Origin of the sequence: Citrobacter gillenii, assembly GCF_013337685.1 — a bacterium.
Taxonomy (GTDB): domain Bacteria; phylum Pseudomonadota; class Gammaproteobacteria; order Enterobacterales; family Enterobacteriaceae; genus Citrobacter; species Citrobacter gillenii.
Genome location: NZ_SUQN01000005.1, coordinates 446,201 through 461,307, shown reverse-complemented (window position 1 = coordinate 461,307; position 15,107 = coordinate 446,201). Strand labels below are relative to the sequence as shown.

The following is a 15,107-nucleotide window of genomic DNA, read 5'->3' as shown; positions in this document are numbered from 1 at the left end:
TTGCATCGAATAGTTGGTCATATACAATATGATGACGTTTAAGATGTCTATCATTCATTTCGGACCTCGAATTCAGGACTCGCTACATTATGTCATGCCCCATCACGCTCTTCGCTGCTGGCAGTTTACGGCTGGCCTTTACCCCGCTGATAAACCAGTTCACGTCTCTAAGCGGAATTGACGTTTGTGTGGAATACGGCCCGGCCGGATTATTACGCGAACGTATAGAAGCCGGTGAACCTTGTGCCTTATTTGCCTCGGCCAATCGTGCACATCCGCAGCAGTTGCTGGCCAGCGGTAGGGCACTGTCCGCGCATACCTTTTGCTGGAACCAACTGAGCCTCACCACCCGCAAAACCGGCGAATGGCTGGAGTTACTGCGAGATCCAACCCTGCGTATTGGCACCTCAACCCCCGGCTGTGACCCTTCCGGGGATTATACCTGGGCATTATTCGACAGCCTCGATGTGCTCGAACCCGGCCTTGGACAGCGCCTGCGCGAACGCGCTATTCCCCTTGTCGGTGGCCGTGACACGGTTAAGGTGCCAAATGGCGAACTGGCCAGCGCGTGGATTATTCGCCAGGGCCTGGCGGATTTGTTTATTGGCTACGCGCACTATGCAACAGCACTTGCCGGGCAGCCCGATATTCGCTGCGTAACGATCCCCACGGACCATAACATTCGCTGTGAATACCAGCTGGCGGTGCTCGAGGCGTCTAAAAACGTCAAAGCGCTGGTTGATTTTATCCTCGCGCGCGACGGACAAACATGTTTGGCCAGCGCCGGTTTTAAAACACTTAACGATGAATGGTAAACAGCGGCGCGATAAACGGCGTCGGATGCGGGTCCACGCTAAATTTTCGCAGCGGTAAACCGTACGCCTGGAACAAATTATCTTCCGTCACAATCTCCTGAGTTGGCCCCGCCAGCCATCTCCCCTGCGGCAACAACAGCAGCGTATGACTGGCTATCTGTAGTGCATGCTGCGGATCGTGCGTTGTAAAGAGAATGCTGCAGCCCTGGCGATACGCCAGATCGCTGATAAGCTGCAGCACCACCTGCTGATTGGCTAAATCCAGCGCGGAACAGGGTTCATCAAGCAACAGCGTTTGACAATCCGTGACCAACGCCCGGGCGATCATTACCAACTGTTGCTGCCCGCCGGAAAGTGAACAAAAGGTACAGGACGCAAGATGCGCAATATTGAGCTGCTCCAGCGCCTGCATCGCCCGCTTTTTATCCTGCTGGCCCGGTTGAGCAAATAACTTTACATGCTGCGCGCGGCCCATCAGCACGACATCGCTAACGGTGTAGGGAAACGGTAAGCGCGTATGCTGCGCCACAATACCCATTCCCCCCTCACTTTGTATGTTTCCACCCAACAACGGCAGCGTACCGGTCAGCGTATCCAGCAACGTGCTCTTCCCCAAACCGTTACGCCCGAGCACGGCCCAGATATTGCCTTTCTCACAGCGGAACGTGAGCGGCGCAAACAACGGCATCCGGTAGCCATACTCCAACTGATCGACGTTAAGTGCGGCAGATATCATCGTATCCCCCGTCGGCTGGACTGAATCAGCAAAAAGGCAAACAGCGGCGCACCGAGCAAGGCGGTGATGATCCCCAGAGGAATTTCCGTAGGTAGCAGCGTGCGGGCAATATCATCCACCACAATCATAAAACCGCCGCCCAGCCAGAAAGCACAGGGGAGTAACCGACGGTGATCAACGCCTACCAGCAGGCGGGCCAGATGCGGGATCACCAGACCCACCCAGGCAATACTGCCGCTGACGGAGACCTGCGCCGCAACCAGCAATGCGCAGCACAGCAACACGCTGCGCCGCAGCGGAACCACCGCCACCCCGAGCGCTTTGGCGTCTTTATCGTTGAGTGATAACAGGTTGATTCGCCAGCGCAACTGGTACAACAGCATGGCCGCAATGCCGACCGGCACCGCCAGCAGCCACACTTTATGCCAGTTGGCGGTCGCAAAACTGCCCAACAGCCAGAATACAATGCTGGGTAACGTCTCTTCGGTATCGGCCTGGTATTGAATCAGGCTCACCAGCGCGGCAAAAAAACCACTCAAAATAATGCCCGAGAGGATCAGCACCAGCGTGTTTTCCAGCCCCTGTAGCGCGGCAATGGCATATACCAGAATCAACGCCGCCAGACCAAAGAAGAACGTCGACCCCATCATCAGGAACGGATCAAGCCCAAGCAAAATCGCCAGCGTGCCGCCAAATGCTGAGCCAGAGGTCACCCCAATAATATGCGGGTCCACCAGCGGATTATGAAACACGCCTTGCAGCGTAGCCCCACATAACCCCAGCGCGCCGCCCGCCAGCAGTGCCATCAAAATACGCGGGAGTCTGACGGTCCAGACGACCTGGTGCGCCATACCCTGCGAGTCTGCGTAATGGCTCAACAGTGAGAACACATCGCGCAGCGACAGCGGATATTGCCCCACACACAGTGAACCAACACCCAGCAGTAGCACCACGGTAATCAGTATCGGTTGCAGGGGGAAAGCGCGATTACTTAGCGGCATCGGACTGCCAGTTCACGCGGTAAAAACGGTGGTAGTAATCCTGTGCCTGCGCATCAACATCGATGTTTTTATAGGCATCCGGATAGAGTTTTTTTGCCATCCACAATTCACCCAGCGCCAGCGCTTCCGGCATCGGATATCCCCAGGCTTTGGCGTATTCCGGCATCAGCCAGACGCGATGATTTTTTACCGCATCGATGTTCTGCCAGTTGGGATCGTTTAGGATCTCCGTCACCACCTGCGGGTAGCGGTCCTGAACAAAAATCACCTGCGGGTTCCACGCTAACACCTGCTCCAGCGAAACCTGCCGCGCGCCTTTAACGCTCGCCGCAGCCACGTTTAGCCCTCCGGCATGCTGCATCATCAGGCCCGTGTACTTTCCGGCACCGTAAGTCATGAGATCGGGGTTGGCCATATAGATACGGACTTTTTGCGCCTGTGCAATCGCTGCCACCGGCGCATTGAATTTAGCCCTGGCCGAAAAAACGTAGTCGATCAGCGTTTCAGCCTGCGGTTTACGTCCCACCACGTCGGCAATCAGGCGAATCCCCTGCTTTAAGCCTTCGTTGTAGACCTGCTCTTCGTCAGCCATAGTCGGGTTCATTTTGTTCTGCTGGCCAGCAGCATCCTGACGTAATGAGATAGCCACCACCGGAATCCCGGCATTCTGAATCTGCTGAATCATCTCGGCAGGTGCATAGTTGGCAACAAACACCACTTGCGGGTGGGTAGCCAGCAGGCTTTCAATATTCACGCTGGTGAGATCGCCCGGCGTCGGCAGGGTCGTAATCGTCGGCATAAAGCGGGCGAACGCCGGTCCAAGCTGTTTTTTCCAGCTCGACATCACGCCGACAATGTCCTGCGTGGCATCCAGTTGAACCAGAATATTCAGCGTCTGGTGTTGTAACACCACCACCTTATTGACGCTATCGGGGATCGTGACCTGGCGGCCAAGCTGATCGGTTATCGTGCGGTCTGCCTGCGCCGAAAACGCAAACAACATGCTGGCGCATACCAACAAAAATGAACGAAGAGTTAACATAGACACCATCTGGACAGGAGAAAAACCGGTATGTATTAAATTATATAGCGAGGTATCTGGCAACGCTTTTCCAATAAATCAGGTAACTCTACCGATAAAGATCAATTGACGTTGAGAAACCCACAGGAACAAAAAAGCCGACGATGTGTACCACCGTCGGCCAAGGTTGACGCTATACGCGCACTATCATGATTTAGTGACGGATTTAATAATTTCCAGCGCTTTTACGAACTGATCCTGCGGAATGGTCAGCGGGTAAAGGAAACGGATCACGTTGCCGTACTGGCCGCAGGTAAGCAGCAGCAGTCCCTGCTCAAGGGCTTTCTTCTGTACGCGTTGCGCCGTGGCTGCAGAAGGCTCTCCGGTGCTGGCATCACAAAACTCAGCGGCAATCATCGATCCTAACCCACGCACTTCGGCAAGTTCCGGACACCACGCACGGGCATCGGTCAGCGTGGCACGCAGTTGTTCACCCAGCGCCGCTGCTCGCTGGCACAGTTGCTCATCATGAATGATATCAAGCACCGCGTGAGCGGCCGCAACGGCGAGCGGGTTACCGGCATAGGTACCGCCCAGACCACCCGGTGCAGGGGCATCCATAATTTCGGCTTTGCCGACCACGCCAGACAGCGGCATACCGCCCGCCAGGCTTTTCGCCATGGTCATCAGATCGGCTTTGTGGGCGTAATGGTCCATGGCAAAAAGCTCGCCGGTGCGGGCAAAACCACTCTGGACTTCATCGGCAATCATCACAATACCGTGCTCATCGCAGATGCGACGAATAGCGGCAACGAATTCAGGTGGGGCCACCACAAAGCCCCCTTCACCCTGGACGGGTTCGAAGATAATCGCTGCGACCTGGCTGGCGTCGATATCAGCTTTAAACAGACGCTCGATGGCTTTTATCGAATCTGCGGTGGTGATGCCCTGCAACTCAGAAGGATACGGTGCGTGGTAAACCGATCCCGGGAACGGCCCGAAGCCTTTTTTATACGGTGCGACCTTGCCGGTCAGCGCCATCGTCATATAGGTACGGCCATGAAATCCCCCGCCAAACGCGATCACACCTGGACGGCCGGTGTGCGCGCGGGCAATTTTAACCGCGTTTTCGACAGCTTCTGCGCCGGTGGTAAAGAACGTGGTTTTACGCAAACCGTCAATCGGCGCGGCCGCATTGATTTTCTCCGCCAGCGAGACGTAGCTTTCGTACGGGACAATCTGATAGGCCGTGTGGGTAAAGGCTTGAAGTTGCGCTTCAACCGCCTGCACCATACGAGGATGACGGTGTCCGGTATTCAGGACGGCAATCCCGGCAGCAAAATCAATATATTGATTGCCTTCGATATCGGTAATGGTGCTGTTTTCTGCCGACTGAGCGAAAAAGTCACACATTACGCCCACGCCACGCGGGGTTGCATCCAGACGACGTTGTTGCAGGTTTTTATTGTTCATTCTCTACACCTTGTCCATAAACACATTCAGGGTTGAATTACCCTTTAAATCTAGACGCCATCTGGTACTTTAATCGAGAGCCAAATCGTTTTATTTTAAGGATCCAAATGCGTTCACTTGCCGGAGATGTGATCAAGCATGCATTTAGCCAGCAAACCGACGAGAAACTGCACCGGCGTTTGTATGCCGCCATCTGCAGCTGCATTCTTGAAGGCAGCTTGAAACCCGCCACCCGTATGCCACCTTCGCGCGATCTGGCGGGCGAACTGGCGTTATCGCGCAATACCGTCCTGCGAGTGTATGAGCAACTGCAGGCCGAAGGGTATATTTCTGCACGCACCAGCAGCGGCACATTTGTCACCGATAGCGTGCTGGACAACCTCGCGCAACGGCCCGATAAAAAAAACGCGCCCCCCGCACAGGAAGACCGCGCCAGCCTGTCCGCCCGCTGCCTGGAGCTGATCGGTAATGCCAGCGCCAGCCCGCGCCAGTGGGGGGCGTTTATTCCTGGCGTTCCGGATGTGCAACATTTCCCCCACCGCACGCTTAAAAAAATTCAGGACCGGCTGGCAAGACGCCTGCGCCCGGAGTTTCTCACCTATGATGCGGCGGGTGGCGACGGTGAACTAAAAGAAGCGCTGGCGGACTATTTGCGTACCGCGCGCGGCGTCAGGTGTGCTCCTGAACAGATACTGATCACCGAAGGCATTCACCAGGCGTTGGATCTGGTGACCCGCACCCTGTGTAACCCTAGCGATAACGCCTGGATTGAAGAGCCAGGCTATTGGGGAATCAAAAATATTCTGCGCATCAACGCGGTTAACTTCTCGGCGATGGCGGTTGATGAACAGGGCATGGTACCGCCAGTGTCGTCAGCGGTGTCCCCGAAGCTGATTTTTGTGACACCGTCACATCAGTATCCGCTGGGGTCGGTGATGAGCCTGAGCCGGCGACGGCAGTTACTGTTTCGCGCACGTGAAACACGCAGTTGGATCGTGGAAGATGACTACGACAGCGAATTTCGCTTTTCGGGGCAGCCCATTCCTTCACTGCAAGGACTGGAGGAAGAAAGTCCAGTTATCTACATCGGCACATTCAGTAAAACGCTCTATCCTGCCCTCCGACTCGGGTATGTTGTGCTGCCCAAACCGCTCGCTGCACCGCTGAAGAAAGTGCATAACGACCTCTATCGCGGCGGACACCTTTTGATTCAGGCCGCGCTGGCAGAGTTTATCCGCGAAGGCTACTACGCCGCGCATATCCGTAAAATGCGCCAACTGTACAGCCGCCGTCGTCAGACACTGGTGGACCTGATCGCCACGCAACTCGGAGAGGATTATCTGGGACCGTTCAACAGTAACGCCGGGCTGCATCTGATATTACAATTGCCAGCCCATGCCGACGACAGCATGATTGCACAGCTGGCGAATACGCAGGGGTTATTGGTACGACCGCTGTCACGTTACTACGTCAACGAAGAGAAACGCAGCGGTCTGTTGCTGGGTTTTGCCAGTATTGAAGAACATGAGATGGCCGCGGCGTTTTCCCGGCTGGCGGGCATTATCAAGGCAAACGTAGGATAAACGTTGCCGGATGGCGTCACTAACGCGTCTTATCCGACCTACAATAAGGTTTTTATAGGTCGGATAAGCGCAGCGCCATCAGGCATAACGCTTAGTGTGTAGCTGGTTTAAGTCCGGCAAGCTCCTCCTGACTGACCTCGCCATTGCCTTCACCCCAACTTTTTCGTACATAGTTGATCACATCGCGCATCTCAACTTCGGTCAGCAATCCGTTATACGCTGGCATCTTAAACGACACGTTGCCCCGCGTGGTCGGCGTTTCCGCACCCTGCGAAATCACCCTGAACAGCGGGGTCGGATCGTCAACCATCACCAGCGGATTGTGGATCAGCGACGGCGCGTTGTTATCCGTGCCCTTGCCTTCCAGACCGTGACAGGTCGAGCAATAACGGTTGTAGACCACTTTTCCCGCCTGCGGTGAATTCGACCAGGACGCCGTGGTGGTGCCCGCTCGTGTCGGCTCCGGTTTGACGTTTTTCAGGCTCCGCAGATACTGTGCAATCGCTGCTGCATCTTCATCCGTCAGGTATTGTGTACTCTCACTGACGACTTCAGCCATTGAACCCGAAACCGCAGCATGCTTGCTTTTACCGGTCAGTAACAGCGACGTTAACTCCTGCTCAGACATCCCGGTGCCCCGAAGGGACGGCGCATACCAGCCGTCAATCATCGCCCCGCTCAGGTACTGTGCATCGGCATGAGTATAGGCTTTCTCATTCATCGCCATTCCCCTCGGGGTATGGCAGGAGCCACAGTGGCCAGGTCCTTCAACCAGATAAGCTCCGCGCTGGATCCGCGCGGCACTGGCATCGGTACTGTTGCTGCCTACCGCAGCCGTTGCAGGAGCGTCGGTAAAGAGCCAGTTCCAGATATGCAGCGGCCAGCGGGCTGAAATCAGCCAGGGGATCTCATTCTCTTTATTTGCTGTCGCAGACGGCGTGACATCATGCATAAAGTAGCGATACAGCGCCTGGACATCTTCGTCGGAGAGCTTTGCGTAAGACGGATATGGCATGGCCGGGTAAAGCGGATGGCCATCTTTGGCAATGCCCTGACGCACCGCTTTTTCAAAATCCTCGTAGGAATAGTTACCGATGCCGTGGGTTTTGTCCGGCGTGATATTTGTCGAGAAAATATCACCGACCGGCGTGGGAAACTTTTTACCCCCTGCCATCGCGTCCCCACCCTCAGCGGTGTGACAGGCTACACAGTCTGAAATTCTGGCGATGTACTCACCGTGAGAGTCCGCGGCGGAAACCGTCGCGCTAAACAAACAGGCGACAAGAACGGTTACATTACGCATAGATCACCTCATACCCTTGAGTTCGTTAACCGCCCGCAATGCCTGATCGATCGCCGCATGTGCATACGCGCTCCAGTCGGCATCAGAGTTAGCAATCGCAATTCGGCCGATGGGTTGGCGTGCCCGCTCAACAACCTTCTCCATTTCATCCATGTCGTCGAACAGCGGGTTGGCGTAATAGGCATAGCCATGTGCCCAGCGGTTAACCGTAATAGCCGCGATATCACGTTGATTGTCAAAGCCTGTCGAGCCAAACATCTCCTGCAACTGGCCACGGATCATCTCTTCATGCGCAGCAAACGTGGTCCCCAGCAGATAGGCCCGTCCCAGGCGGAATTGTTCTCTCGCCGGTAGGTTACTGCCCGGATAGGTTGGCACATAGACCATATGAATCACCATCGGATCGTCCGGGGTCGCCGGGTGCTGATAGCCGCCAATGCTGACTGGATAGTCGAGCTTAATGCGGCTGTACGGCGCAGCTGGGGAATAAAACTCATGTACGCCGAGTTGCTTAAACGCCTGCCAGTTTTTCACCACTACGTTGGTGTACACCAGCGGCGCCTTTACGTTCAGCTTGAGGTCTGCCTGCTGTTGTTTCGGCATTTCCGGCACCAGGTACGGGATCATCATATTATAACCCGCCATGATGGCGTTTTTTGCGTGCACACGATGCAATTTGCCGTCACGCAGATAGGTTACGGCCACGCCGCCCGGCACGTTGGCCGCATTAATCACGCTACTGTTGAGGCGCAAACGCGTGGTATTTTCCGGCAGATCCAGCTTTTCGTAATGCAATCTGGCGAGGACGGAATCCTCCATGGTGGTCCCCGGCAAGGCATCCGGGAGCATATATCTGACCATTATTCGCGCCAGTCCCGCGTTGCCATCGGGGAAGTGATAAACATACGGCTCTTCGAGGTCGGCCAGTGACTCGCCGTCCAGCGGCGGCAGACCTAATGCTTCCATGCCCGGTAAGGCGCATGCCCGGGCATCGCTACAGGAAATGCCCTCAATGCCGATAGCAAAGAAATCGTTGGAGCGCTGCTGGAAATAGAGCAGTGCCATTTTGCTTAAACCGACTTTCGTGGCCAGAAATTCACTGTAGCTGTGGGTATCCAGCCAGCTACTTTTCTCCTCGACCGTCATGCCCGGAAGGTAGTCGCCAGGGCGTACATGCAGGTCGATAAGCGCTTTTCGGTCGCTCTCACTCAACGGAAAATCATTGATAAAGTCTTCAATCTTACGACCGTTGAGCCGGTCCGGTGGAATATCGTCGGAAACCGCGCGTCCCGGATCGCCGCTGACGATTTTGGTCTCGCCAAAATTCTTTTTGTCGAAAAAGACGCCGCGACTGAGCTGCCAGTCTGGATAGAAGTTGACGTCAAAACTCTCTTTGAGCTTGGTGGCGCTCACGCCGAGTGTTTCCATCAGCTTTTGTACGTCCGGGCTGAAATTATGCGCTGGCGACTGAAACGACTCACTGCCGCCATAGCCGATCAGTTTTTTTCCGGCTGTGCTAAATTCGTTACGTTTGGCGTGGCCGCCAAAATCATCATGGTTGTCGAGGATCAGAACCTTGCTGTTTTGCCCGACAAGTTGCCGCCAGAAACATCCGGCCGCCAGCCCGCTAATGCCGCCACCAACCACCACCAGGTCGTACTCTTCCTCGACCGGAAGCGCCGTTAAATCAAATTTTTTCTGTTCCCGGCCCAGCGCGTGAGCCATTTCAAACGAGCCCGGATGGTTACCACGCAGCCCCGTCAGGCTGGGAGGGTAATAACTTCCATCGATAAATTCATGTTCTTTTCCTGCCGCTCTGACCATATCCAGAGGGGTCAGCCCCGCGGCGATGGTGACCGCCACACCGTTGAGAAAATCACGTCGGGTAATTGCCATTAACTTGTCCTTTTGCCACGCACACACTGCCCTAAACACAGCACAAATGAGAGGGTCCCCCTCTCACAAGGGGGACCACCGACTACTTCACTGGCTTGAGTTCTTCATCCAGTTTTTTAGAATCATAATAATCACCCTGCCAGGTGATTTTTCCTGCCTTAACATGAATATAGCTGACGCCTTCAAATTTGATCGGATTATTTGTCGGCGGACTTCCTGCCCATTCGCCGCTATTTTTACCCGAGAACTCCCAACGAAATGCCACGGTATCTTCGTCATAGACGGGTTTGCCGACCATTTTCCAGTTCAGATCCGGGACCGCCTTAATGAATGCTCCAATCACCTCTTTCTCGGCTTTTTCCCTGCCAGTTATCGGCTCCCCGGCGGCGGCATCGTAATAGACCGCGTCGTCGGCCAGATACTGCGCTGCGAGCGGCGCGTTATGCGCATTCCAGGCCGCCATATACGCTTTTACGGTGTTCAGCGGGGAGCTGTCTGCCAGACTAAACCCCGAGAACATCACCAGCGACAGCGCAGCTATTTTTAATGTTTTCATCGTATTACCCGCTATTCAGAAATATCGCACATGATATGTTTCACTCGGGTGTACTCATCGAGTGAATAAGAGGAGAGATCTTTACCGTAGCCGGATTTCTTGAACCCGCCGTGCGGCATTTCCGCACACAGTGGAATATGGTTGTTGATCCACACCGTGCCAAAATCGAGGTCAATGCAAAAACGCTGTGCGCGGCCGTGGTTACCGGTCCAGACGCTTGCGGCCAGGCCGTATTCCACATCATTGGCTTTGTGCAACGCGTCTTCGTCAGTCGAAAAGGACTGAATCGCCATTACCGGACCAAACACTTCATGTTGAATGGCTTCGTCGTGCTGATGCAGACCGGAGATGATGGTTGGCTCAAAGTAGAAGCCCGGTCCGGGCCCTGCTCTGCCACCCGTTTCAATTTTTGCATGCGCAGGCAGACGCGCAATAAAACCTTGCACCTGCTCCAGTTGGTTCCGGCTATTCAACGCGCCATATAGCGCATCCCTATCCTGCGGGGGACCAAATTTGATGCTTTTTGTTTTCTGGATCAATTTTTCCAAAAACTCAGCATAAACGGACTGCTCGACGAGAATTCGCGTGGCGGCAGTACAATCTTGCCCGGCATTGAAAAAGCCGGCGGTAGCGATCGTCTCAATCGCCCTGTCGATATTCGCGTCGGCAAATACCACGGCGGGCGCTTTACCGCCCAACTCCAAATGGGCTTTGGTCAGGTTTGCCGCCGCCGACGCGGCCACCTGTAGACCCGCACGTACCGAGCCAGTAATCGAAACCAGTGAGGCCGTCGGGTTCGACACCACCAGCGAACCGGTTTTGGCTTTCCCTAATACCACATTAAACGCCCCTTTCGGGAACAGCGGCGCGGCCAGCTCAGCCAGCAGCAGCGTGCTGACCGGCGTGGTGTCACTCGGTTTAAGCACCACCGTATTGCCTGCCGCCAGCGCAGGGGCTATCTTCCACACCGCCATCATAAACGGGTAATTCCACGGCGTGACTTGCCCCACAATACCCAGCGGTTCGCGACGAATGGTTGAGGTGAACCCGGCAGAATATTCACCGGCAGCCTTCCCTTCAAGGCAGCGCGCGGCACCGGCAAAAAATCGAATGGCGTCGCAGGAGGCCGCGATCTCTTCTTTCTCAATAAAATGGCGCAGCTGTCCAGTTTCCTGACTCTGGGCGTTAACCAGTCGCTCTACATTGCGTTCGATTTCATCAGCCAGCGCCAGAAGCGCTTTTTGCCGCTGTGCGGGCGTCGATTTCTTCCAGATACTGAACGCGGCAGCGGCGGCCGAGTAGGCCAGATCGACTTCTGCTGCCCCACCATTGGGCGATAACGCGTATGTTTCACCGTCCACCGGGCTGACCAGCTCAAACGCGTCTTCGGTACTGCCCGCCACGTAGTGTCCGTTAATAAAATGCTTCAGGGTTTTCATGACTGTCTCCTGCCCGTTAATACATAAAGAATCTTATGTAATATATATATTGTAAAATTTTTTCAAATGCGCAACATTGACAGTATGATAAACGTCGCATTTTTAACTTAAATTTTACATTTTCGCGGTAAGGTTATTCATCGTCATTTGACGCTAACGGGACACACATCCGCCTGTGCAACGGTTTTGTGCATGGGCAGGTAAAATAACGCGACTATTCTGACCTTCCTTGCCTGACAGGCTTGTGTTAGAAAGGGTCGTTGTTTCAGGGAATTGAGTGCAGAAAAGATTATGATTACTCATGCGGTCATATTTGCGCCTATCGGGCAGGTCAGTCGTTCCGACCAGATTGTGCAGCGCCTTTCAAACGCCATCATTACGGGATTGCTCGAGCCAAAAGAGCAACTGCCCAACGAAACCGACCTGGCAAAGATGATGGGCGTCTCACATATCACCATCAGAGAAGCACTCAACACGCTTCGGGCTAATAATCTTATCCATACGGTTCGTGGCCGAAATGGCGGCAGCTTCGTTTGCGAAAATATTGATGGCAAAAATAGCGTCCTGCATCCGTTTAAATCGATTGGCACCGATTACCTTTCCGACTTAGGCGAAATGCATTGCGCCATTATCAGCCACAGCGCCAGGCTGGCCTCCCGGCGCATGACCAATGCGGATATCGCTAAATTTCGCGAGTTTGTTGAGGTGTTAAGAAAGGCTGATTCACCCGAATTAATGACTCAGGCCGATATGCGTTGCCTGCTGGCGATCGCCGCCAGTTCGCATTCAGCGCGGCTGGCGAACCAGGAGCTGCAGGTGCAGGCGGAGTGGGCTTCGCTGGTCGCTATACTCTATCGTTCTGGCACTATTCACGCCGAGATCATTGCGCTCTATTCGGCGCTGGCCGATGCGCTGGCCGCGCATAATGAGACAGAATCGGTGCAGTTTGCCACCCAGATTATCGATATCTGTACCTATTATCTTATTGAAAAAAAGCTGAAATATAACGCGAACTGACCATCAGTGAAGGCAGGAAAGACCATGAGCTCTTCGACATCCCTTAGCGCATTAATCCGTAAAATTGATGATATTACTGTCTCTACCGTAGAGTCTACCGTTGCGCTGGCGAGGAGCATCCACGAGGCGATTGCCGGTGTACAAAAAGGCTCGGCAGAGGTGGTCCTCGACCCGGCAGTGAGAGCCACTGTTCAGCAGCACATTAAACACACGCTGAATCACAATCACTATTGCTCGGGTGCCGGATTCGCCAGCCATATTGAGAATACGCCAACCCGCAACGAGTATTGGCTGCTGGAGTGGTGGTATAAGAAAGATAACGGTCTGAGTCAGGCGCATCTGGATTTAGATCAGGCCACCCAACAGCGGCTGGATTTCAGAACCTTCGAGTGGTTTAAGCATTCTCCTCCTGCTGGTGAAGCCTATATTCACGGGCCTTACGTCGACTATATCTGCAACATTTCTTACACGCTGACCTCGGCGGTGCCCGTTTACTACCATGACCAGTTTCTTGGGGTCGCCGCTGTCGATCTGCTGGTTAGCCAGATCGAGGCAGAACTGCTCTCCTGCCCCCAACCTGACTATGTCATTCTGACCAATCTGGAAAACCGGATTATCTTCTCCAGTTGGCCACGCTGTCGCGTGGGAGAATTACTGTCACCGACGAATACCCGTATTGTGTATCAGAGCGACTACTTCATTCTTTACCACTATCAACACTAAGGGGATAGGCTCTAAGGGCCCGAAGGCCCTTTGTTTAATTATCCTGCCCCATATTGAGCTTGTTTGCGTAGGCTATCGCATCATTTTCCGGCGCAGCAGAGCGACCAAACGGACGCGTCAGGAACATGTAGATAAGCCCCGAACCCACCACAATCGCCAGGCCAAACAGCACCGTCCAGCGGTCGATGAAATCACTGCTGTCGGCGGGTTGGGCCAGCAGCCAGATCCCGCACAATCCGTAAGCTAACGCCAGCACGTTAACCAGAGTCCCCCAACCACCGATGGTCCACTCACCCGCCGGTTTCCAGCCTTTCAGGCGCTGGCGCAGCGCTGCCAGCACGACCATCTGGAAGGAAATATAGATACCGATAACGGCAAACGCGGTAATGCGCGACAGATTATCGGGCTGGAAATAGACCCAAACACAGATAATCACCGGCAGTAAGCAACTGACCACCATGGCATTATCGGGAACACCATTTTTAGAGATTTTGGACATCCACTCGCTTCCCGGCAGCATTCTGTCACGGGAGAAAGAGAAGATAAGGCGGCTCAGCGCAGCCTGGAGAGACAGAATACACGACAGCATGGCGATAATCGCGACGATGATAAAGACCGTCGCGCCGGTTTCCCCCAGAGCCTCATTGAGGATAGCCGGGATCGGATCGGCCGTTTTACCGTTGACAATACTGACCAGATTCGGCGAAGCCAGCAGATACCCCATGACGGAAATAATGGCCGAGATCGCACCAAACACGATACTCAGGATCATCGCAATCGGGATTTTTTTGCTTGGGTTCTTCACCTCTTCCGCAACGTTGCCGCAGGCTTCAAAGCCAAAGAACATAAACAGGCCCATCAGCGCGGCAGACATAAAGGCGGTGGAGTAGCTCCCGTCCTGGGCCAGCACGCCCATTGAATCAAATATCACCGAGAATGGCTGTGAACGGTGGAATATCAGCAGGTAAATCCCCAGCGCAATCACGCTGACGATCTCACACCAGAAACCAATTTTGGCGACCCGGGCAAGATTCTTTGTCCCGGACATATTCACCGCCATCATCAAGAGCAGCAGCACCACGGATGTCAGCAGCATGGTGGCCGGAGTCTGACCATAGTGGAATAATGACTCGACGAAGGTAGAGGTGTATTCCGCGATTGAGGTGATGGTCACCACCAGCGCCCACAGGTAAATCCAGGCGGCGATCCACGCATATTTTTTCCCCCACAACCTTCTGGCCCAGGGATACAGCCCTCCGGTTATCGGATACTGAGACGCCACTTCGCCAAACACCAGCGCAACCAGAAGCTGCCCACAGGCGACGATTAAAATCCACCATACCGCCGGTGGCCCTGCCAGCGTTACGGCAAGCGCAAACAGCGAATACACGGCGGTGAGTGGCGACAGGTAGGTAAAACCCAGCGCAAAGTTAGAGATAAGTCCGATCGAACGGTTGAACTGCTCTTTGCCATCTTTTTGAAAATTATCGTTTTTATTATCAGGTATCTGTTCCATATCTCTTTCTCTTTTGTGGAATAGTCAC

13 protein-coding genes are annotated in these 15,107 nt (G+C 54.3%); 4 read left to right on the top strand and 9 right to left on the bottom strand.

Annotation, left to right across the window (positions count from 1 at the left end):
• Nucleotides 1-89 precede the first annotated feature (89 nt).
• On the top strand, nt 90-815 hold the full coding sequence (locus FCH32_RS14450) for a substrate-binding domain-containing protein (RefSeq protein ID WP_174361084.1): 726 nt from the start codon (nt 90-92) through the stop codon (nt 813-815).
• On the opposite strand, the gene FCH32_RS14445 is transcribed toward FCH32_RS14450, so the two are convergent.
• The 4 genes from FCH32_RS14445 to puuE form a co-directional block, all read right to left on the bottom strand.
• Nucleotides 799-1,551 (bottom strand): ABC transporter ATP-binding protein, encoded by a 753-nt coding sequence (locus tag FCH32_RS14445; RefSeq protein ID WP_115258596.1) that lies wholly within the window; start codon nt 1,549-1,551, stop codon nt 799-801. The two genes, FCH32_RS14450 and FCH32_RS14445, sit on opposite strands and share 17 nt — an antisense overlap.
• Nucleotides 1,548-2,552: a FecCD family ABC transporter permease gene (locus FCH32_RS14440; RefSeq protein ID WP_153880367.1), complete on the bottom strand. Its 1,005-nt coding sequence runs from the start codon at nt 2,550-2,552 to the stop codon at nt 1,548-1,550. Before FCH32_RS14440 ends, FCH32_RS14445 begins: the two co-directional genes overlap by 4 nt.
• Nucleotides 2,539-3,594: an ABC transporter substrate-binding protein gene (locus FCH32_RS14435; RefSeq protein ID WP_115258598.1), complete on the bottom strand. Its 1,056-nt coding sequence runs from the start codon at nt 3,592-3,594 to the stop codon at nt 2,539-2,541. The genes FCH32_RS14440 and FCH32_RS14435 overlap by 14 nt, the downstream gene beginning before the upstream one ends.
• Nucleotides 3,595-3,780: 186 nt before the next feature.
• Nucleotides 3,781-5,046, bottom strand: coding sequence for a 4-aminobutyrate transaminase (puuE, locus tag FCH32_RS14430; protein WP_115258599.1), 1,266 nt, complete (start codon nt 5,044-5,046; stop codon nt 3,781-3,783).
• Between the two features lie 107 nt (nt 5,047-5,153).
• Here puuE and pdxR point away from each other — a divergent pair, with 107 nt between their 5' ends.
• Nucleotides 5,154-6,629 carry a MocR-like pyridoxine biosynthesis transcription factor PdxR gene (gene pdxR, locus FCH32_RS14425; protein WP_174361083.1) on the top strand — a complete coding sequence of 492 codons (1,476 nt, stop codon included), beginning with the start codon at nt 5,154-5,156 and terminating at the stop codon, nt 6,627-6,629.
• A 91-nt stretch (nt 6,630-6,720) separates the two neighbouring features.
• Here the strand turns inward: pdxR and FCH32_RS14420 are convergent, their stop codons facing one another.
• The 4 genes from FCH32_RS14420 to FCH32_RS14405 all read right to left on the bottom strand — a co-directional run bounded on the left by FCH32_RS14420 (nt 6,721) and on the right by FCH32_RS14405 (nt 11,823).
• Nucleotides 6,721-7,932: a c-type cytochrome gene (locus FCH32_RS14420; protein WP_174361082.1), complete on the bottom strand. Its 1,212-nt coding sequence runs from the start codon at nt 7,930-7,932 to the stop codon at nt 6,721-6,723.
• Between the two features lie 3 nt (nt 7,933-7,935).
• Nucleotides 7,936-9,828, bottom strand: a complete 1,893-nt coding sequence (locus tag FCH32_RS14415) for a flavin monoamine oxidase family protein (RefSeq protein ID WP_115258602.1) — start codon at nt 9,826-9,828, stop codon at nt 7,936-7,938.
• Nucleotides 9,829-9,910: 82 nt separating this feature from the next.
• The gene (locus tag FCH32_RS14410; RefSeq protein ID WP_117343038.1) at nt 9,911-10,384 is read right to left on the bottom strand and encodes an ester cyclase; all 474 of its coding nucleotides are present in this window, start codon (nt 10,382-10,384) and stop codon (nt 9,911-9,913) included.
• 11 nt (nt 10,385-10,395) lie between these two features.
• Nucleotides 10,396-11,823, bottom strand: coding sequence for an aminobutyraldehyde dehydrogenase (locus FCH32_RS14405; RefSeq protein WP_117343037.1), 1,428 nt, complete (start codon nt 11,821-11,823; stop codon nt 10,396-10,398).
• A 291-nt stretch (nt 11,824-12,114) separates the two neighbouring features.
• Here FCH32_RS14405 and FCH32_RS14400 point away from each other — a divergent pair, with 291 nt between their 5' ends.
• The gene (locus FCH32_RS14400) at nt 12,115-12,840 is read left to right on the top strand and encodes a FadR/GntR family transcriptional regulator (protein WP_174361081.1); all 726 of its coding nucleotides are present in this window, start codon (nt 12,115-12,117) and stop codon (nt 12,838-12,840) included.
• A 24-nt stretch (nt 12,841-12,864) separates the two neighbouring features.
• Nucleotides 12,865-13,563, top strand: coding sequence for a cache domain-containing protein (locus FCH32_RS14395; protein ID WP_096757190.1), 699 nt, complete (start codon nt 12,865-12,867; stop codon nt 13,561-13,563).
• A gap of 34 nt (nt 13,564-13,597) precedes the next feature.
• Here FCH32_RS14395 and FCH32_RS14390 read toward each other — a convergent pair whose 3' ends face one another.
• Nucleotides 13,598-15,079 (bottom strand): APC family permease, encoded by a 1,482-nt coding sequence (locus tag FCH32_RS14390; protein WP_096757191.1) that lies wholly within the window; start codon nt 15,077-15,079, stop codon nt 13,598-13,600.
• Nucleotides 15,080-15,107 lie beyond the last annotated feature (28 nt).